This window comes from Ensifer sp. PDNC004 (assembly GCF_016919405.1).
GTDB lineage: Bacteria > Pseudomonadota > Alphaproteobacteria > Rhizobiales > Rhizobiaceae > Ensifer.
On record NZ_CP070352.1, the window covers coordinates 1,181,207 to 1,200,392 of the forward strand.

At 64.2% G+C, this 19,186-nt stretch carries 19 protein-coding genes and 1 pseudogene; 13 read left to right on the forward strand and 7 right to left on the reverse strand.

Features of this window, described 5'->3' with window-relative positions; all coding sequences use genetic code 11:
* Positions 1 to 13: 13 nt before the first annotated feature.
* The 4 genes from benC (at position 14) to pcaD (ending at position 4,142) form a co-directional block, all read left to right on the forward strand.
* Positions 14 to 1,036: a benzoate 1,2-dioxygenase electron transfer component BenC gene (gene benC / locus JVX98_RS05240; RefSeq protein WP_192450081.1), complete on the forward strand. Its 1,023-nt coding sequence runs from the start codon at positions 14 to 16 to the stop codon at positions 1,034 to 1,036.
* Positions 1,033 to 1,818: a 1,6-dihydroxycyclohexa-2,4-diene-1-carboxylate dehydrogenase gene (locus JVX98_RS05245; protein WP_205236047.1), complete on the forward strand. Its 786-nt coding sequence runs from the start codon at positions 1,033 to 1,035 to the stop codon at positions 1,816 to 1,818. The genes benC and JVX98_RS05245 overlap by 4 nt, the downstream gene beginning before the upstream one ends.
* Before the next feature lie 41 nt (positions 1,819 to 1,859).
* Positions 1,860 to 3,191 (forward strand): MFS transporter, encoded by a 1,332-nt coding sequence (locus tag JVX98_RS05250; protein ID WP_205236048.1) that lies wholly within the window; start codon positions 1,860 to 1,862, stop codon positions 3,189 to 3,191.
* 165 nt (positions 3,192 to 3,356) lie between these two features.
* On the forward strand, positions 3,357 to 4,142 hold the full coding sequence (gene pcaD, locus JVX98_RS05255; RefSeq protein ID WP_205236049.1) for a 3-oxoadipate enol-lactonase: 786 nt from the start codon (positions 3,357 to 3,359) through the stop codon (positions 4,140 to 4,142).
* A gap of 141 nt (positions 4,143 to 4,283) precedes the next feature.
* Here the strand turns inward: pcaD and JVX98_RS05260 are convergent, their stop codons facing one another.
* Positions 4,284 to 4,763, reverse strand: coding sequence for an SRPBCC family protein (locus JVX98_RS05260; protein ID WP_205236050.1), 480 nt, complete (start codon positions 4,761 to 4,763; stop codon positions 4,284 to 4,286).
* Between the two features lie 9 nt (positions 4,764 to 4,772).
* Positions 4,773 to 5,096, reverse strand: coding sequence for a helix-turn-helix transcriptional regulator (locus JVX98_RS05265; RefSeq protein ID WP_060521861.1), 324 nt, complete (start codon positions 5,094 to 5,096; stop codon positions 4,773 to 4,775).
* A gap of 107 nt (positions 5,097 to 5,203) precedes the next feature.
* On the opposite strand from JVX98_RS05265, the gene JVX98_RS05270 reads away from it, so the two are divergent.
* On the forward strand, positions 5,204 to 5,845 hold the full coding sequence (locus JVX98_RS05270) for a dihydrofolate reductase family protein (protein WP_192450085.1): 642 nt from the start codon (positions 5,204 to 5,206) through the stop codon (positions 5,843 to 5,845).
* Between the two features lie 124 nt (positions 5,846 to 5,969).
* On the opposite strand, the gene JVX98_RS05275 is transcribed toward JVX98_RS05270, so the two are convergent.
* On the reverse strand, positions 5,970 to 7,031 hold the full coding sequence (locus tag JVX98_RS05275; protein ID WP_205236051.1) for a serine aminopeptidase domain-containing protein: 1,062 nt from the start codon (positions 7,029 to 7,031) through the stop codon (positions 5,970 to 5,972).
* Between the two features lie 166 nt (positions 7,032 to 7,197).
* Here JVX98_RS05275 and JVX98_RS05280 point away from each other — a divergent pair, with 166 nt between their 5' ends.
* Entirely contained in the window at positions 7,198 to 8,229 is a 1,032-nt protein-coding gene (locus JVX98_RS05280) for an AraC family transcriptional regulator (protein WP_205236052.1), read from the forward strand.
* A gap of 81 nt (positions 8,230 to 8,310) precedes the next feature.
* Here JVX98_RS05280 and JVX98_RS05285 read toward each other — a convergent pair.
* The 3 genes and pseudogenes from JVX98_RS05285 to JVX98_RS05295 form a co-directional block, all read right to left on the reverse strand.
* Positions 8,311 to 9,489: pseudogene (locus JVX98_RS05285) on the reverse strand (Do family serine endopeptidase); the annotation flags it as partial.
* 194 nt (positions 9,490 to 9,683) lie between these two features.
* Entirely contained in the window at positions 9,684 to 10,130 is a 447-nt protein-coding gene (locus JVX98_RS05290; protein WP_043618779.1) for a hypothetical protein, read from the reverse strand.
* 326 nt (positions 10,131 to 10,456) lie between these two features.
* The gene (locus JVX98_RS05295) at positions 10,457 to 11,587 is read right to left on the reverse strand and encodes a citrate synthase (RefSeq protein WP_205236054.1); all 1,131 of its coding nucleotides are present in this window, start codon (positions 11,585 to 11,587) and stop codon (positions 10,457 to 10,459) included.
* A gap of 75 nt (positions 11,588 to 11,662) precedes the next feature.
* On the opposite strand from JVX98_RS05295, the gene JVX98_RS05300 reads away from it, so the two are divergent.
* Complete coding sequence (locus JVX98_RS05300; RefSeq protein ID WP_205236998.1) at positions 11,663 to 12,754, forward strand: citrate synthase/methylcitrate synthase; 1,092 nt, start codon at positions 11,663 to 11,665, stop codon at positions 12,752 to 12,754.
* A 5-nt stretch (positions 12,755 to 12,759) separates the two neighbouring features.
* Here the strand turns inward: JVX98_RS05300 and JVX98_RS05305 are convergent, their stop codons facing one another.
* The gene (locus tag JVX98_RS05305) at positions 12,760 to 12,999 is read right to left on the reverse strand and encodes a MurR/RpiR family transcriptional regulator (protein ID WP_205236055.1); all 240 of its coding nucleotides are present in this window, start codon (positions 12,997 to 12,999) and stop codon (positions 12,760 to 12,762) included.
* 282 nt (positions 13,000 to 13,281) lie between these two features.
* Here JVX98_RS05305 and JVX98_RS05310 point away from each other — a divergent pair, with 282 nt between their 5' ends.
* From JVX98_RS05310 to JVX98_RS05335, 6 genes are all read left to right on the forward strand, one after another.
* On the forward strand, positions 13,282 to 14,541 hold the full coding sequence (locus JVX98_RS05310) for an ABC transporter substrate-binding protein (protein ID WP_371826524.1): 1,260 nt from the start codon (positions 13,282 to 13,284) through the stop codon (positions 14,539 to 14,541).
* Positions 14,542 to 14,607: 66 nt separating this feature from the next.
* Positions 14,608 to 15,483 carry a sugar phosphate isomerase/epimerase gene (locus tag JVX98_RS05315; protein ID WP_205236057.1) on the forward strand — a complete coding sequence of 292 codons (876 nt, stop codon included), beginning with the start codon at positions 14,608 to 14,610 and terminating at the stop codon, positions 15,481 to 15,483.
* On the forward strand, positions 15,480 to 16,277 hold the full coding sequence (locus JVX98_RS05320) for a 6-phosphogluconolactonase (RefSeq protein ID WP_205236058.1): 798 nt from the start codon (positions 15,480 to 15,482) through the stop codon (positions 16,275 to 16,277). The genes JVX98_RS05315 and JVX98_RS05320 overlap by 4 nt, the downstream gene beginning before the upstream one ends.
* Complete coding sequence (locus JVX98_RS05325; protein WP_205236059.1) at positions 16,277 to 17,203, forward strand: ROK family protein; 927 nt, start codon at positions 16,277 to 16,279, stop codon at positions 17,201 to 17,203. Before JVX98_RS05320 ends, JVX98_RS05325 begins: the two co-directional genes overlap by 1 nt.
* Positions 17,200 to 18,273 (forward strand): ABC transporter ATP-binding protein, encoded by a 1,074-nt coding sequence (locus tag JVX98_RS05330; protein ID WP_192450094.1) that lies wholly within the window; start codon positions 17,200 to 17,202, stop codon positions 18,271 to 18,273. The genes JVX98_RS05325 and JVX98_RS05330 overlap by 4 nt, the downstream gene beginning before the upstream one ends.
* A 4-nt stretch (positions 18,274 to 18,277) precedes the next feature.
* Positions 18,278 to 19,186 (forward strand): carbohydrate ABC transporter permease, encoded by a 909-nt coding sequence (locus JVX98_RS05335; protein WP_052201844.1) that lies wholly within the window; start codon positions 18,278 to 18,280, stop codon positions 19,184 to 19,186.

Genomic DNA, 19,186 nt, shown 5'->3' on the forward strand with positions numbered 1-19,186 from the left:
GGGAGGAACAACCATGATCAGCTACAGGATCGCTTTGAATTTCGAGGACGGCGTGACCCGCTTCGTCGAATGCCGGGACGACGAGAAGGTGCTCGACGCCGCCTTCCGCAACAAGATCAACCTGCCGATGGACTGTTCCGACGGTGTCTGCGGCACCTGCAAGTGCCGCGCGGAAAGCGGCGCCTATGACCTCGGTGACGATTTCATCGACGACGCGCTGACGGCGGACGAGGCGGCAAGCGGGCTGGTGCTGACCTGCCAGATGAAGCCGTCGAGCGATTGCGTCATCGCCGTGCCGACGACGTCGTCCGCCTGCAAGACCGGGCAGCAGAAAATCTCGGCAACAGTCGCGCGTGTCACCCCGCACAATGATGCGGCGATCGTGCTGGAACTGGAGGTGGACGCAGCCCCCGCCTTCCTGCCCGGTCAATATGTCAACATCGACGTGCCCGGCAGCGGCCAGAGTCGGTCCTATTCCTTTTCGTCGGCGCCGGGCGAGCAGCGTCTCGGCTTCCTGATCAAGAAGATCCCGGGCGGTGTGATGAGCACCTGGCTGGAGCGCGCCGAAGTGGGCACGAAGCTCGATCTGACCGGCCCGCTCGGCAGTTTCTATCTGCGCGAAGTCCAGCGCCCGTTGTTGCTTCTCGCCGGTGGAACGGGCTTGGCGCCGTTCCTGTCGATGCTCGAACAACTCGCCCAGACGAACCGCGAGCAGAAGGTGCATCTGATCTACGGCGTCACCCGCGATCTCGACCTGGTGCTGGTCGACCATATCGAAGCCTATGCGAAACGCCTGCCCAACTTCACCTTCGCAACAGTCGTGGCTGATGCCGGCTCCAACCATCCGCGCAAGGGCTGGGTGACCCAGCACATGCCCGAGGACGTGCTCAATGGCGGGGACGTCGACGTCTATCTCTGCGGCCCGCCGCCGATGGTCGACGCGGTGCGCAAGCACCTCGACGACACCGGGGTGAAACCCAACAGCTTCCACTACGAAAAATTCACGCCGAATGTGGTCGCGAAGGTGGCGGCATGACCTCCGCGCGCTTCGAAGGTCGTTTTGCCGGCAAGGTTCTCGTCGTTACCGGTGCGGCGCAAGGCATCGGCCGCGCCGTGGCGCTGCGCGCGACTGCCGAAGGCGGCAAGGTGGTGTTCGTCGATCGCGCCGATTTCGTCGCCGAGGTGGCGGCGGAGGCGGGCAGGGAGCGGGCGGCTTTCGTTGCTGATCTCGAAACCCATGAGGGGGCAGCCGCAGCGATGCGCTTTGCCGCCGATACATTCGGCGGCATCGATATCTTGATCAACAATGTCGGCGGCGCGATCCGCATGCGTCCCTTCTCGGAGTTCGAACCGGCACAGATCGATGCGGAAATCCGCCGCTCGCTGATGCCGACGCTCTATTGCTGCCATGCCGTGCTGCCGCATCTTTATGCCCGCGGCGGCGGCACCATCGTCAACGTGTCGTCTAACGCCACGCGTGGCATTCACCGTGTGCCCTATTCGGCAGCCAAGGGCGGCGTCAACGCCATCACCCAATCGCTGGCGATGGAGCTTGCCGAGCGCAATATCCGCGTCGTCGCCACCGCACCCGGCGGAACGGAAGCGCCGCCGCGCCGTATTCCACGCAATGCCGCGGGCGACAGCGACGCCGAAAAGGCCTGGATGGGCGAGGTCGTCGCCCAGGTAAAGCAGTCGAGCTTCATGAAGCGCTACGGCAGCATCGAGGAGCAGGCGGCGCCGATCCTTTTTCTGGCCTCGGACGAGGCCTCCTACATCACCGGCAACGTGCTGCCGGTCGCCGGCGGCGATCTCGGCTGACGGTTGTTTTTTGAAACGCGCAAACACCTGGGGAGGAGATGATGCGCTCTATCGATGTGAATGAGGCGATTGACGGGAGCCCGCTCGGGCGCTTCCAGTGGATGGTAGTGGCGTTGACCGCCCTACTTTTGATCGTTGACGGCTACGACGTCTTCGTAGCCGGCACGGTGCTGCCGACGCTGATCAAGGAATGGGGCCTGAGCAAGCCGCAGGCTGGCGCGCTGCAGGCCTGGGCGCTGTTCGGCATGATGTTCGGCGCGCTGATCTTCGGGCCGCTCGCTGACCGGATCGGCCGCAAGAAAGGCATCGCCATCAGCTTTCTGCTGTTTACGCTCTCCACCCTTCTGACCGGCTTTGCCAATTCGCCGGAGCAGTTCAAGGTCTTCCGGTTCTTCGCCGGTCTCGGCTGCGGCGGGTTGATGCCGAATGCCGTCGCCTTGATGAACGAATATGCGCCGAAGCGGCTGCGCGGCACGCTGGTGGCGCTGATGTTCTCCGGCTACTCGGTCGGCGGCATGGTCGCCGCCGGTCTCGGCATCGGCCTTATTCCGTCCTATGGCTGGAAGCCGATGTTCTTCATCGCCGCCGTGCCGCTGCTCCTCTTGCCCGTGATCCTCTGGAAGCTGCCGGAATCGCTCGGCTTCCTCATCCGTCAGGGCAAGCAGGACGAGGCCAAGCGCATCTACGCCAAGATCGACCCGAACGCGCGTCTTGGCGCCACCGACAGGCTGGTCTTCTCCGAGACGAAGGGTGCTTCCGCATCGGTGCTGGAGCTCTTCCGCCATCAGCGGACGCTGCGCACCGTCATGCTCTGGGTCGCCTTCTTCTGCTGCCTGCTGCTCGTCTATCTCCTGTCGTCCTGGCTGCCGAAGGTACTTCAGGAAGCCGGTTATGCGGAAAAGGCAAGCCTGCTCAGCCTGTTCTCGCTGAATTTCGGCGGCATGGTCGGCGCGATCGCCGGCGGCTGGCTCGGCGACCGCTTCGGCTTGCCGAAGGTGGTGGTCGGTTTCTTCGTTGCCGCCGCCTTCTCGATCGCGCTGATCGGCTTCAATCCGCCGACGGGTGTCCTGTTTCTGATGGTCTTTGTTGCCGGCGCCACTACGATCGGCACGCAGATCCTGCTCTATGCGAGCGTGGCGCAGCTCTACAACCTGTCGGTTCGCTCCACCGGGCTCGGCTGGGCCTCCGGCGTTGGCCGCATCGGCGCGATCGTCGGCCCGACGCTCGGCGGCGTGCTCCTGGCGCAGGAGCTTCCGCTGCAGCAGAACTTCGCGATCTTCGCCATCCCGGCGGCGATCTCAGCCGTCGCCATGCTGGTCTTCGCGGTCAGCAATGCTCGCCGTGTCGAGATCGCACGTCTGGCGGCCGCATAGGTCGAGGCGAGGCGGTCGGGCCATGAAAGGCCCGGTTGCCACCCCTTGAGCGCGCGCTGTCGATATCTACCTATTGCAGGGCGCGTGCCACCTGAGGCGCAGTGTTGCGCCAAGAACGACAAAGCCGCCCTCGCTGGCGGCTTCCCCGATCGGAGCTTCTCTTTCATGGCCTATTTCGACCTGCCCAGCCACCGGCTTCACTACCGCATCGACGGCGACCAGAGCGGCAACGCGCCCTGGCTGCTCTTCTGCAATTCGCTCGGCACGGACCTCTCCATGTGGGATGCGCAGATCGCTGATCTGTCGCCGCATTTCCGCGTGCTGCGCTATGATCGCCGCGGCCATGGCCGCTCCTCGGCGCCGCCGCCGCCCTATGCGCTGTCCGACCTCGGCCAGGATGTGCTCGCGCTCATGGATGGCCTGGGGATCGAGCGGACACATTTCTGCGGCCTGTCGATCGGGGGCCTGACCGGACAATGGCTCGGTATCCATGCCGGCAAACGTCTCGACAAGATCGTGCTCTGTGCCACGGCGGCGCGGATCGGGACGCCCGAGAGCTGGGGCACCCGCATCGATAGCGTGCGGGTGGACGGTCTCGCAGGGCTCGCCGCGGCCACGGCAGAACGCTGGTTCAGCCCGCAGTTTGCAGCCAGCTACCCGCAAGCCGTCGATCGCACTCTGGGCGCGTTCACCGCCACCTCGACGGACGGCTACAAAGGTGGCTGCACTGCGCTCGCGGGCGCGGATCTGAGGGAGGAGATCGTAGCGATTGCCAACCCCGTGCTCGCCATCTCCGGCAACGGCGATCCGGTATGCCCGCCGGCGGACCTCGAATATATCGCCGCCCGGGTGCAGCGAGGCCGGCACCTGTCGCTGCCTGGTCGGCATATCGTCAATATCGAGTCGGCAAAGGCCTTCAATTCGGAGCTTCTCGACTTCCTTCGGCCATAGGTGCCGCGCAGATCCGTCACTTGATCGGAACGAGCGGCGACGCCTTCGCCGGCGGTGCCAGTCGCAAGCTCAGACGTGGCTCCGAACAATCCTGAAAGCGGCCAATCATGAAGGCGGAGACCAACGTTCAGGCGGGCCGCGTCAGCCATCGAGCCAGGCGGCAAGACTGTCAAGCGTCTGCAGCCCGTACTCCACCGCGCCGAAGTCGATGACCGCTTGGCGGCGCTCGCGACTTGGGTGAAGCTGGCGCAGGGTCAGCACGGTCTTGCCGTCGGCCTGTTCATCGAAAGTAATCGTCATATAGAAGCGATCGGGGTCATCGGGCTCAGCAGTGCCATAGTCCACTACGATCAATTCGTTGGGCACGATCTTCAGGAAGCGCATCAGACTGGGGAAGCGCTGCTGCCGATCATCAAACTCGCCCACCATGTCGAAGCGCCATACCCCGCCCTCACGGATGTCAGCCTCATGGTTCTCGATGCTGAAGCCAGCCGGGCCATACCATTGTGCCAGCGCTTGCGGGTCCATCCAGGCGGCGAAAACCTTTTGTCGCGGGTGCTTCAGCACCTTGACCAAAACGATTTCGCGGTCGGGCGACCAGGTCTCAAAAATCGGTTCCATTGCCGCTCCCTACGTCTTGTCCAGATAGGCTTCCAATCGGTCGAGCCGTTCGGCCCAACGTCGTCGCTCCGCTTCCATCCAGGTTGCCGCCTCTTCAAAGCGCCCCCGCTCCAGTCGACACCAGCGGCTGCGGCCACGTTTCTCGCTTGCGATAAGTCCGCAATCTTCAAGCACCTTGAGGTGCTGGGCGAAGGAGGGCAGTGCCATGTCGAAGGGCTCGGCAAGGACACTCACGGGCATCTCCCCGTCCGCAAGCCGTGAAACAACGGCGCGGCGCGTCGGGTCGCTGAGTGCATGGAAGGCAAGGTCAAGCGGGGTCGAATGATAGGGCATGCGCCACACTAAAGCGGACCGCGCACGCGCGTCAATGATAATAAGGTACTTGCCTTTGTATTCGGGTGAAATTAATAAGGCATCTACCTTACTATTAGGAGAGACCAATGTCAGTTCGTGTCGATCTCAACATTTCCCTGGACGGTTTCGCGACAACCACAGATCAGACCCCGGACAATCCGTTTGGCGCTGATTGGCCGCGTCTGGTTGCCGCCTATGCTGCGACCCGAACGATGCGGGAGCGCGTGTTCAAGGACACGTCCGGAGCGGGCACCACGGGCGTCGATGAGCAATATGCGCAGTCATACTTCTCAAACATCGGTGCTGAGATTATGGGCGCCGCCATGTTCGGATTTCACGCGCACCCAAACGATCCCGACTGGCGCGGCTGGTGGGGGGAAGAACCTCCGTTTCGTGTCCCGGTCTTCGTGCTCACGCACAAGCCGCGGCCTCCGATCGAGATGGCCGGAGGCACCACATTTCATTTTCTGAACACGTCCCTTGCCGATGCACTCCAGCAGGCGACGAGCGCCGCTGACGGTAAGGATGTCCGTATTGGCGGCGGACCCACGGTCGTGCGCGCCTATCTCAAGGCAGGCCTTGTCGATAGCTTGCACGTGGCGATCGCACCCATCCTGCTCGGGCGGGGTATCCGTCTTTGGGACGATCTGCGCGGGTTGGAGGCCGGCTACACCGTCAAGGCAGAAACGGCCGAGAGTGGGACCGTCCACCTCACGTTTCAGCGCTAGCAGCGGACCAGAGCGATGGCAGCTTCTCGTCTCCTCGGACGATGCCATCTCTCCGGGCAAGACCGAAATCGAACAGACCGAGCGCAGGGCGACGTGTCATCGCCCTGCGGCCAGTATGACGAAGCTATCGATTCGCCAGTGTCTTCTGGAGGGCCTCGCGGGTCAGCTTGCTGATCTCGGCATGAATATCGGCGCGCGGCCGTTCCGTCGTGCCGCAAATCGGGTCGACCTCGCCGAAGGATTTAAGCAGTTCGGCGGCGCCGTCCTTGCAAATCGGCAGGAAGCTGAAGTGGTCCGCTCCGGCGACCGCGGCATAGGAGCCCTTCGGCGTCAGCGCCGCCAGCGGCTCGGAGGCGACGGCAAGCGGGATCGTCTCCTTGCTGCCGAGATTGATGAAATGCATCGGGATCGCGATCGCCTTGAGGCTGTTTTCTACATAGGCCTGGGCGAGGCCGGGGTCGACGAGTACGGCGGCTTTGATCCGAGGATCCCGGTTCGACTGCTCGAAACGCGCCTTGTCGACGGTGCGCAGATCGAGCTTGTCGACGTCGACCGGCGCATCATCGACATAGCCCCTGCCGCCGACAAACCAGGCGCAGTCCCACTTTTTATAGCTGTCGCAGTAGCTGGCATAGGCATCGAGACTGGCCCTTGCCCCTGAAATCTCCATGGCGGTCGAGCCGCCGAGAGAGAATCCGAGGACGCCGATCCGCTCAGGGTCGATTGCAGCGCTCCATTGCGGATCCCGGGTGAACGTGTCGATCAATGCCGAGAGGTCGGCCGTCCGTTCCCAAAGCTTCGGCGTGTTGGCGGGCATCGAGTCGCCGCTGGTGGTGCCGGGATGGTTGGGGCCCGCGACGATGAAACCCGCTTGCGCCAGGTCGGCTGCAAGCCAGCTCATGGCTTCGACGCGACCGCCCGACCCATGGGACAGAACCACCAGCGGATATCGGCCTTGGCGCAAGGGGGCGTTCTTCGATGCGGGCGATCCCTTGAAGATGCGGTTGTCGCCGATAAGCACGGGCTCACCCCCGGCTCCGGCGGGATACCAGACGGTGACGGCAAGTTGGCGTTCCCGCTTGGGTGCGGCAACGTCGATCTCGCGGACGCCGACGTCATCGGCCTGCGCCGAGGCAGCCAGGCTCAGAAGGAAGGCAGCGGCGGGAATGAACTGGAGGAGGGGCATGGGTATCTCGCTGTGTTGGAAAAGACGGCCGATCGTCACAAACGCCCCGCTTGTCCGCGTCCTCGATCGTGATTGAGGTCGTCCCGAATCGCGATCTAGGCAATGATCTGCCCATCGAATGCTTGCTCGCCTTTCGTCTGCCAGCCTTTCCTTTGAAGGACATGTCTTGATCTTCCTGCCGCTCCCGTTCGTCGTCGCCTTGCTGCTTCTTGTCCTGCTTGCCTTCGTGCTGCACGGCGACGAGCCGGCGCGGCGGAACCGGCCGTTCTTTGCCCTGTTGACGCTGTGCGCACTCCAGTCGGTGACCGTCGGGCTGCGTTGGGGCTATGACCTCGCGGCGCTGAAATTCGCACTGCCGGTGCTCGCGAGCGGTGTGCCGCCGCTGGTGCTTGCGAGTTTCCACAGCCTGATCCGCAAAGACGAGCGCAGCGCTGCTGCGGCGGGGTGGGTTCACGCGGCACCGACGATCGGCATGCTCGTGCTCGTGCTGTTTGCGCCGCGCTACATCGATTTCGCCTTGATCGTCGAATATGTCGGATATGCGCTGGCGCTCCTGAACCTGGCGCGCGTCGGTACGGATGCGCTGGACGAAGCGCGTTTCGAAGGCGCCACCGCGGCGCACCGCGCCCTGCTCATTGCCGCGTTCTCGCTCTGCCTGTCGGCGCTCTTCGATCTTGCGATCCTTCTGGATTTCGAATGGACGAAGGGCGCGAATATCGGCCTTATCGTCAGCAACGCGAACTTGCTGGGCCTGCTCTTCATCGGGCTGACAGCCGTGGTCGCGGACCGTGCGCGCGCGCTTCCGGCCGCCGGCGCGGTCGCCGAAGAGGATCCGGTTGCAACGCCGCAGGATCGCGAAATCCTCGACAGGATCGAGCGCCTGCTCGTCGGCCAGAAACTGGCCCGCGACGAAAACCTCACCCTGTCGCGATTGGCGCGCCGCGCGGGCCTGCCCGCCCGGCAGATATCGACCGCCGTCAACCGGCTGGCGGGCAAGAACGTCTCGCAATACATCAACGAGATCAGGATTGTAGAGGCCTGCCGGCTGTTGCGCGAGACCGATATGTCGGTGACTGCGGCCATGCTTGAATCCGGCTTTCAGACGAAATCGAATTTCAATCGCGAATTCCGCCGCGTCACCGCCTTGAGCCCCGTCGCCTGGCGCGAGCAGAACCGGGCCGGTTCGCTTGCCGCCTGACTGCTGCCATAGCGATGCCCGGTCGCGATGCGGCCGGGCTAGCGGGATGCAAGGTATACGGTGACGCCCTTGCGACCGTTACTGCTGATCTGCGGTATTGTCGCCGATCGTGATCGGAACGTCCTTCGTCTTGCCGGTCCGCCATACGCTCACGTTCTTCGAGGTGCCGGGCGAGAGGTCGGCGACCATGCGTGACAGGTCGCGCGGCGACCTCACCGGGTTGCCGCCGAGCGCGATGATGACGTCGCCGGCCTTGATGCCGGCCTTGGCGGCAGGCGTTCCGCCGTTGACGCCGGCAACGAGCGCGCCCTCGGGCTGGGCAAGGCCGATGGCGTCGGCGATATCAGCCGTGACCGGCTGTATCTGCACCCCGATAAAGCCGTGCTGGATCGAACCATCCTTCATCAGTTCAGTGACGACTTTCTGCGCCTGGTCCGAGGGGATGGCAAAGCCGACGCCGACGCTACCGCCGTTCGGCGAGTAGATCGCCGTGTTGATGCCGACCACCTGGCCCTTTGCGTCGACCAGCGGTCCGCCGGAATTGCCGTGGTTGATCGGGGCGTCGATCTGGATGAAGTCGTCATAGGGGCCGCTGTGCAGGTCGCGGCCGCGCGCCGAGACGATCCCCGACGTCACCGTCGTGCCGATGCCGAACGGGTTGCCGATCGCCAGAACCTGGTCGCCGACCCGCAAGGTGTCGGAATCGCCCCAGGCAACTGTTGCAAGCGGCTTCGGCGCCGCGATTTTCAGGACCGCCAGGTCGTTCTTCGGGTCGGCGCCGACAAGCTTGGCGGGTATCTGCGTGCCGTCGTCGAGCGTCACCATGATGCTCGACGCCTTGTCGATGACATGGTTGTTGGTGACGACGTAGCCGTCCGAGGTCACGATGAAACCGGAGCCGAGCGCTTCGGCACGTTGCGGTTGGCGCTGCTCGGGCGCCTGGTCCGGAATCGGGATGCCCTGATCGTGGAAGAATTGGCGGAATTGTTCGTCGAAGGGCGAGTTTCCGCCCTGTTGCGAAGGTTCGCTCGCACCGGTGTTGTCGGCCTTGATCACGGTCGTGACCGTGACGACTGCGGGCTTGTCGGCCGATACGATCGGCGCGAAGGACCCGCCAGATGCGGCCGGGACTGTAACGGCCGGGCCGGCCGCGGCGGCGGCCACGTCACGGCCTGAGAAGGCTGCCACGGACAGGGGCGCAATGATGACGGCTGCGCCGAGGAGGGCGGCAGCTCTATACCTCGTGAGAATGTTTGACATGATCCTGTTCCTTTCGCTGCCTGTTTGCCGGACGAACGTGGTCGGGCGCAGCCCGAGGCAGGTCGGGTCTGCGGCGCGGCGTCGGCCGGCTTCGGATTAAGGGGCGTCTTGGTGCCGAAGGACCGGACCGTGGGAAGGGCCCGGCGCCATCGGCTACGGCTCACCCGAAGACCGGGTGAGCCTCAACGTGTCGGTCAAGCCATGCGGGCGATGTCACGGTTGAGGTGATGAACGTCACCCTGAAGCCGGGCATAGGACTTGTCCGGCAGCATGCCGTGATGGGCGGCGGCGGTGTTGATCGCTTCGGCGCGCACGGCGCCGTCCTCGCGTTCAAGCTTGCTGTAGTTTGCTGCCGTCAGCTTGCCCTGTTCGCGATCGACGTTGATGCGGTGATTGTCGACCCGGAGTTCATGCAGGACATGATCGAGCCGCGTCGATGCCATGTGGGTCGGTGTCCGGTAGACCGGCATGGCCGGGGTGGACATGTCGTCCTGGGCGAAAATGCCCTGGTAGTAATCGCCGGTATAGGCACCCTTTTCGTTGTCGCGGCCGAAATCGTGATGATCGGCGGCAAAGGCGGCGCCGCTCAGAAGGACGAGGGCGACGGTTGCGATGGTGGTGGTCTTGAAGGGCGAGCGCATGACTGCATCTCCTGAATTGAAGGAAGCGCTGTGCGCTTCCATTCGAGGCCGTCTCCTATTGTCGCGTCACGGCCGAAGCGGTCGCCGGCAATATTCAGCCTCGAAATGAAGGTATTACTTCCGTGCGCCGCCGTCATGTTAATAACGCGTAATATTTCGGTAAACATCTCCGGGAAGCCGCTTCATTAACATTATTTAATGAAGGCAGATTTGCTCCCATCTGGCGGTTATTCTTTTCAGGAGCGTGTATTGTGGCCCTTTTGCGGCGGTCAGCCTGCGCCTTTTCTAGTCAGCCCAGCCTTGGGGTTGCGAGCGTGGAGAAGGAGCTACGATCCCGCATAATGGGCGCGCGGCCGGATCAGATCACCGCTGATGACCTGTTCTATCGCGTGTGCGAGCCAGCCGACGGTGCGCGCGAGGGCGAATATCACCATCGGCGCGTCGTCGGGAAGCGCATAGGCGGCCGCGAGTGCGGCCAGCGAGAAATCGAGATTGGCCGGTTCTCCGAGCAGTTCTTCGCCGGCTTCGGCCAGCGCGGCATAGAGCGGCGGCACGTCGAAGCTCGACATGATCGCCTTCGCGCGCGGGTCGCCATCCGGATAGAGCCTGTGGCCGAAAGCCCGGACCACGCCATCCGAAGAAAGCGTGGCACGGATCGCCTCGCGCACCCCACCCACGGCCGCCTGTTCGGCAAGCCGCGTGACACTCAGCCAGGCGCCGCCGTGCCTTGGGCCGGTAAGGGTGGCAAGGCCTGAAAGCGTGGCGGCAGAAAGTGCTGCACCGGAGGACGCGGTGACCCGTGCCGCAAAGGCGGAGACGTTGAGCTCGTGTTCCGCCGTCAGCACCAGGCATCGGCGGATCGGTCCCGCCGCTTCCGGCCGCCCCCATCCCTGCGCCAGGCGGTCGTGCAGCAGCCCGTTTTCCCGCGAGGGCGCAAGGCCTGCGGCAACGGTCGCAAGTACCTCGGCGGCCTCGGCCTTCAGGATGGCGTGCCTGCGTCCGAGTGCCGGCAGGTCGGCTTCGATGCGCCCGGCAAGAAGCGTAAAGGTCGTTGCAAGCCGCGATTGGCCGCTGCCGGGGTCGTGCGCTGGAACAGGAACCGCCGCCGGTGTCTGCCAGAGCAGCGCGGCAATCTCCTCCAGTGTTGCCGTGGCGGCAAGTTCGATCGCGTTGCTGCCGCGATAGGAGAGCTGTCCGCCGGCAATGCTGGAGATCGTCGTCGGCAACACCGGTTCGCCCCAGCGGATCGTCTCGGCCGCCACGACCGATGCCTGTCTTCTGCCGGCGTGGCGCTCGGCCAGCCGGTGCACATCGTCGGCCTGGTAGAGGCTGCGGCGCGGATCGGCAGGGTCGGGCTTGGCGCGAATGCGGCCGCGGCTGACATTGGCATAGAGCGTCTGCCGCTTGCTGCCGAGCCTTAGGAGTGCCTCTTCGGCGGTGATCCAGAGTGTGTTCATGTTGATCAATTGCATCAAGATTGACGTCAATATGTCTAGGTCGGATCATTCTCCTCGTAAAGGAGAAACTTGATGATGAAGAACGGACTTGAAGACGTCGTCGCCGCCGAAACGCAGCTCTCCCATGTTGACGGCGAGGCGGGTCAATTGATCATCCGCGGTGTCTCGCTCGATCACCTGGCCGGCCAGGTGAGCTACGAGGATGTCGTGGCGCTGTTGTTCGAGGGGTTGCTGGGGCCGATGCCGGACCGGACCGAACTCGCGAAGCGCCTGGGTGAAAAGCGGGTGGACGTGTTCGCCCATGTCGGCGCCATCGACGACGCGCTGCTGGAACTGCCGCCGGTCGACATCATGCGCGCACTCATCGCCCGGCTCCCGGATGGGGAGGATCTCGATTCGGCCTTACGTCTGCTCGCCGCGCCGGCCGTCTTCCTGCCGGCGGCGCTGCGCATGAAGAGGGGCGAGGCCCCTCTCGCGCCGACGCCGGCGCTGTCGCACGCCGCCGACACCCTCGCAATGCTCGGCGCCAAGGTGCCGAGCAGGCAAGACGTGGCGGCGCTTGATGCCTATCTGGTGACGATCTCGGACCACGGCCTCAACGCCTCGACGTTCGCTTCGCGCGTGGTCGCCTCCACCAAGGCCGGTCTCACCTCGTCGGTGCTTGCCGCCATCGGCGCCCTCAAGGGGCCGCTCCATGGCGGTGCGCCCGGGCCGGTGCTCGACATGCTGGATGCGATCGGAACGCCCGAGAATGCGGAGGCCTGGCTTTCCGACGCGCTCGACCACGGCGAACGGCTGATGGGCTTCGGCCACCGCGTCTACCGTGTTCGCGATCCCCGCGCCGATGCGCTGAAGGGTGCGCTGAAACGACTGATCGCCACGCATCCGGCGAACCGCGATCGCATTCAACTGGCAGAAGCGGTCGAACAATCGGCGCTCGCCATCCTGAAGGCGCGCAAGCCCGATCGCCCGCTCGACGTCAACGTCGAGTTCTATACGGCGCTGCTGCTCGATGCGCTCAATTTCCCGCGCGACGCCTTCACCGGCGTGTTCGCGATCGGTCGCACCGTCGGCTGGATCGCCCATGCCCGCGAGCAGGCGCTGGAAGGCCGCCTTATCCGGCCGCGTTCGCTCTATGTCGGGCCGCTGCCGCAGCAGGCCGCGTGAGTGTTCTATGCTGAGGCGGAGACCATCCGCGCATTTCGCAGGTGTTGTTGAAAGAACGCCTTCAGGTCGCGGAAGTCATCGAAACCAAGGACGGTCGCAAAACGGGCGACCGTCGTCGGCGAGACGGCGCAGGCGAGCGCGATCGACCGGGCGCTGCCGAAGGCGACGAGGTCGGGCTGCGCCAGCGCGAACAAGGCGATCTGTTCGAGCTGGCGCGGAAGTCTGAGCGCTCGGGACGCAAACATCCCCTTCAATTCCCTCATGTCGCCGGGGCGCCTTTGCGCCGCGTTCGTTTCGGCGTCCGCATGTCCATGGCCTATCGGCATGCTGGTGCTCTCCATTCACTATCCTCCTCAACGCGCCTGCGCAGGCGCATCCCCACGAAAGCAGCCGGATGCGGGCTATTTCCCCACCTGCTGCTCGCCTTCATGATTTTTCACTTTACTGTACCGTCTGGACGGTATAGTAATTCAATCATCGCTGATCGCAACAACACGTTTTCTGGGGAGGAGACGAGAATGCGTTGGATGAAGTACTTCAAGGCGGCCGCCATGGCCGGCGTCGCTTTTGCCGCCATGCCGGCGGCTGCGGCCGAAGTCTCGATTTTCTGCAGCTCGGCCGGCGCGGAGCTTGAGCTCTGCCAGTCGGCCTCCGAGGCCTGGGCCAAGGAAACCGGCAACACCGTCAAGATCAACAAGATGCCCGCCAACTGGGGCGAGGCGCTGCCGCTCTACCAGCAGCTACTCGCCGGCAAGTCCGGTGACGTCGACGTCCTGACGCTCGACAACATCTGGGTCGGAACGCTGGCGCCGCATCTGGTCGACCTGCGCGAAAAGGTTCCGGCCGACGAAATCTCCGCCCATTTCGAATCCTCGCTCGCCGACGCCACCATTGGCGGCAAGCTTCTGGCCATGCCCTGGTTCGTCGATGCCGGCCTGATGTTCTATCGCAAGGATCTGCTCGAAAAGTACGGCAAGGGCGAGCCGAAGACCTGGCAGGAGCTGACCGAAACGGCGAAGTTCATCCAGGACAAGGAACGCGCTGGTGGCAGCCCCGATATGTGGGGCTATGTCTGGCAGGGCCGCGCCTATGAGGGGCTGACCTGCGATGCGCTCGAATGGGTCGCTTCCTTCGGCGGCGGCAATTTCATCTCGCCGGATGGCACCATCACGGCGAACAATCCTGAGGCCGTCAAGGCGCTCGATCTTGCCCGTTCCTGGATCGGCAACATCAGCCCCGAGGGCGTGCTGAACTATGATGAGGAAGGCTCGCGCGGCGTCTTCGAGGCCGGCAACTCCGTCTTCCATCGCAACTGGAGCTATGTCTGGGGCACGACCCAGGCTGAGGACTCCTCGCTGCGCGGCAAGATCGGCGTCATGGCGCTGCCGGTCGGCGCCGAGGGCCAGAAATCGAGCGGTTGCTATGGTGCAGGTCTGCTCGGCGTTTCGAAATACGCTGACGATGTCGATGCGGCCGTGAGCCTTGTGCGCTACCTGACAGGTGCGAAAGAACAGAAGCGCCGCGCGCTTCAGGCCTATAGCCCGACCTTGAAGGCGCTTTACGCGGACAATGACATCCTTGCTGCCAATCCGTCGCTGGCCTTTGCCGAAAAGGCCTATGCCGAAAGCGCCTCGCGGCCGTCGCAGGTGACCGGCGCTTCCTATAACCGCGTTTCGCAGCGGATCTTCAACGGCGTGCACAATGTGCTGAGCGGGAAGGAAAGTGCTGCGGATGCACTCGCCAAGGTCAGCAGCGATCTGGAGCGGTTGAAGGCGCGGGGCTGGTAAGCCCGCCTCGACGATACGGGGTCCGGTGTGACGGACCCCGCCACCACAGCATCTGAGGAAACCAACGTGAATATTGCGATCGCACCGTGCTGCTGGGGCATCTATTGGCCCCAGGGGAATGAACTCGGCTGGACCGACTATCTCGACCGCATCCGTGCGGCCGGTTACCGGCACACCGAGCTCGGCCCCTATGGCTATTTTTCCACGGACGCCAAGGTGCTTTCGTCCGAGCTGGCAAGCCGTGACCTAGAGGTCGTCGCGGCCGCCCATGTCCATACGCTTGCAGATGCGTCCACCTGGCCGGTGCTTGAGGAAAAGACGCAGGCGATCTGCAAGCTGCTTGCCGAAATCGGTGGCACGCATTTCATCCTGATGGACGAGTCGGAGTTCTACCCGAAGGATCGCATGGGTTTGGTTGACGAAGCCGGCTGGCGTGCGGTTGTCGATCAGACGAACCGAGCGGCGGCGATCGCCCGCAGGCACGGGCTGGCATTCAGCTTCCACCCGCATGTCGGCACCTGTGTCGAGCGTGAAGATCAGATCGAGTGGCTGCTGGCCGACACCGATCCCGATCTCGTCGGGCTTTGCCTCGATACCGGCCACCACGCCTATTGGAAGGCCGACCCGATCGCCTTTTATCGGCGCCACCGCAACCGCATCAACTCGGTGCATCTGAAGAATGTCGACGGTGCTTTCCGCGAGCGCGTGCTTTCCGAAGGCATCCATTCGGATCGTGCCTTTGAAGAGGGCATCATGACCGATCTCGACCGTGGCGTCGTCGATATCGCCGCCTTCGTGTCGGCGCTGCGCGAGACTGGTTACGACGGCCCGCTGGTGGTCGAGCAGGATCTGGCGCTGAACCATGCCGATACGCCGGAAACGATCGCCCGACGCAATTTTGACTTCGTCTCGAAGCTTCTTGCGAACGGGGCCGGCGCATGAAGGTCGAGATCCACGATACGCCGGCCGCCATCGGCGAGCGTCTTGCGGACCGGATCATTGCCGGTATCCGGGAAGCGAGTGCTGCAGGCCGCAACTACGTTCTCGGCTGCCCGGGCGGCCGCAGTCCGTTGCCGGTCTATGAGGCGCTCGGACGCCGTCTTGCTGGCGACCCCGTCGATTGCTCGCGGCTGATCATCGTCATGATGGACGAGTATCTCCGTCCCGCAGAAGGGGACGGTTTCGCCCCGCCGCCGGCTGAGGCGCATTACTCCTGCCGCGGCTTCGGGGAACGTGAGATCGTCGGCCGCATCAATGCGGGGCTGCCGGAAAACTTCCGCATTCCATTCGAAAACTTCTGGATGCCGGATATTGCGGCACCTGGCGGCTACGATGAGCGCATCGCTGCCGCGGGCGGTATCGACCTTTTCCTGCTTGCCTCCGGCGCCGGCGATGGACACATCGCCTTCAACCCGCCGGGCTCTGCCCGCGACAGCCGCACCCGCATCGTCGCCCTTGCCGAGCAGACGCGGCGCGACAATCTCGCGACCTTCCCCGATTTCTCAGGCATCGACGAGGTGCCCTCGCATGGCGTTACGATCGGCATCGGCTCGATCGCCGAACTGTCGAAGGCCGTCGCGATGATCGTCTGGGGCGAAGGCAAGCGCCACGCCTTCTATCGCCTGACGAGCGCCCGCGCTTACGACCCGAGCTGGCCGGCGACCATAGCCGTCGAATGCCGGGGCGCCGAACTCTACGCCGATGCGGATGCAGCCGGCGAATGGGGAGCGCGGTGATGGGCCAGCATGCCATCGGCATCGATGTCGGGGGAACGAAGACCAAGGCCTGCCTTGTGCGTCTTGCCGACGGTGCCGTGATCGCCGAGCGCACCGAGCCGACCCGCTGCCAGGAGGGCGGCGCTGCCGTGCTCGACCTGGTGGCCTCGCTTGCCGAGACCATCCGCCACGAAGGCGAAACGCTCGGTGTCGAGACGACGGGTCTCGGCGTCTGTCTGCCGGAACTGGTGACCGGCGCGGGCGAACCCGCTTCCGCCTGGAACTTCGACTGGCGCGGCCTCGACTATCACGGCCGTCTCAGCGGTTTCGGGCCGCTGCATATCGATAGCGACGTGCGGGCCGCCGCCTTCGCCGAGGGCTGGATTGGCGCCGGTCGCGGTATCGATCCCTTCGTCTACGTGACCATCTCGACCGGGCTTTCGCATTCGCTGGTGATCGGCGGCGTGCCCTATGCGGGTGCCCGCGGCTTTGCGATCCATTTCTCCGGCAGCGATCTCGTTGCCTTCTCGGGCGAAGGGCAGGACCAGGCGGTTCGCCACAACCTAGAGCTTTTTGCGAGCGGCAAGGCGCTCGGAGAGCGTTACGGCCGGTTGATCGGCCGACCGGACGCAAGCGCGCTGCAACTCTTCGAAGCCGAAGCGGAAGACCCGCGGGCCGCACAGATGGTGGCCGACGGTCTTCTGTCGCTCGCCTCCTATCTCGGCCAGCTTGTCAACACGCTCGATCCGGCCGTGCTCATCCTCGGCGGCGGAATCGGCGGCGACCCGTCGGTCAATGCGCGGCTCGCCGCGCTGACGCGGCCGTTCATCTGGGCCGACGGCGCGCGCGACATGCCGATCGTTTCGAGCCTCCTCGGTGATGCGGCCTGCGCCATCGGCGTTTCCGCGCTTGCAAACAGGACTGCCAACCAGACGGTGCGCCAATGAGTGGAATTGCCCTTACCAATGTCGTCAAGCGTTTCGGTGCGCTGACCGTGATCGACAAGGTCAACCTTTCGGTCGCAGAAGGCGAGTTCGTCGTCTTCGTCGGCCCCTCCGGATGCGGGAAGTCGACGCTGCTGCGCATGATCGCCGGGCTCGAGGAAATCACCGACGGCGAGCTGCAGATCGGTGGCGCGCGCATGAACGAGACGGCGCCGGCGCGCCGCGGCATCGCCATGGTGTTCCAGTCCTACGCGCTCTATCCGCATATGAGCGTCGAGCGCAATCTCGGCTTCGCGTTGGAAACGGCGCGGCTTGCCGGCGGTGAAATCAAGGAGCGCGTGGCGAAGGTTGCCCGGTTCCTCAAGATCGAACATCTGCTCGCGCGCCGCCCGGCCCAGCTTTCCGGCGGCCAACAGCAGCGCGTCGCCATCGGCCGCGCGCTTGTTCGCTCGCAGAAGCTGTTCCTGTTCGATGAGCCGCTCTCCAATCTCGATGCCGATCTGCGCATGGAGATGCGGGTGGAGATTGCCCGCATCCACCGCGAGCTCAAAGCCACCACCGTCTATGTCACCCACGACCAGCTCGAAGCGATGACGCTGGCGGATCGCATCGTCGTGCTGAAGGACGGTCGTATCTCGCAGGTCGGCACGCCGATGGAGCTTTACGAACGCCCAGCCAACAAGTTCGTCGCCAGCTTCATCGGCGCCCCGCGCATGAATTTTCTGACCGGGACGCTTGCCAGTGACGCGGGCGGAAGCCGCCTCGATGTGCTCGACGCCCGCCATGGGCTTGGGCACTTCGGCTATGAGGGCGAGGTCAGCGTCGGCATCCGGCCGGAAGACCTGATCCTCGGCGGCGGTGACGTCCGCCTACCCGCGACCGTGCAGCTTGTCGAGCCGCTCGGCGGCGAGGCGCTCGTTCACGCGCGCCTTAGCAACGGCCAGTCTCTGGTCGTCAAGGCGCAGGGCAAGCCCGATCTCAAGCCGAACGCCGACATCACCGTCGGCTGGCTGACGTCGAAGGCGCATATCTTCGGTGCCGACGACATGGCGCTTACGGCCAAGGGAGCGTGAGGCCATGATGGCGGGTTCACGATCAACAGGACTGCGGCAGGCGCGCGTTCGTACCGCCTGGCTGTTTCTCGCGCCAAGCCTGCTTGTCCTCACCGGCGTGGCGCTCTGGCCGCTCGGCCGCACCTTCCTTTTTTCCTTCACCGACGCCCTGCTCACCGAGCCGGACTTCTACAGCTATGTCGGCTTCGACAACTACTATGCGCTGTTTGAGGATCCGCTCTGGTGGCAGTCGGTCCGCAACACGCTTTACTTCACGGTCATTTCCGTGTCGATCGAGACCGTGCTCGGCCTAACGATCGCGCTGCTCCTGAACTCCCATATCGCCGGGCGCGGCATGATGCGCGCGATCATCCTGATCCCCTGGTCGATCCCGGTCGTCGTCAGTGCGCGCATGTGGCAATGGATGCTGCATGACCAGTTCGGCATCGTGAACCACGTGCTGAAGCTTGCCGGCGTGATTGAAAGTGGCGTCGCCTGGACTGCCAATTCGGCGCTGGTGATGCCCGTGATCATCGCGGTCGACGTCTGGATTACCACGCCCTTCATGGTGCTGCTGATCCTTGCCGGATTGTCGATGCTGCCGCGCGGCATCTATGAGGCCGCCTCGATCGACGGCGTGCCGGCATGGAAGCAGTTTACCTCGCTGACGCTGCCGCTGCTTGCCCCGAGCATCGCCGTCGCCGTGCTCTTCCGCCTGCTCGACGCGCTGCGCATGTTCGACCTGAGCTACGTGCTTTCCTCCAACAGCGACGACACCAAGACGGTCTCGATCTATGCCCGCGAAGTGCTGGTCAATTTCCAGGACATGGGCGTCGGCTCGGCCGCCAGCACCGCCGTCTTTCTGATGATCGCGCTGGTGACGGCCATCTACGTCACCGTCTTCCGTCTCAATCGCCGCCTCATGGGAGTTTGA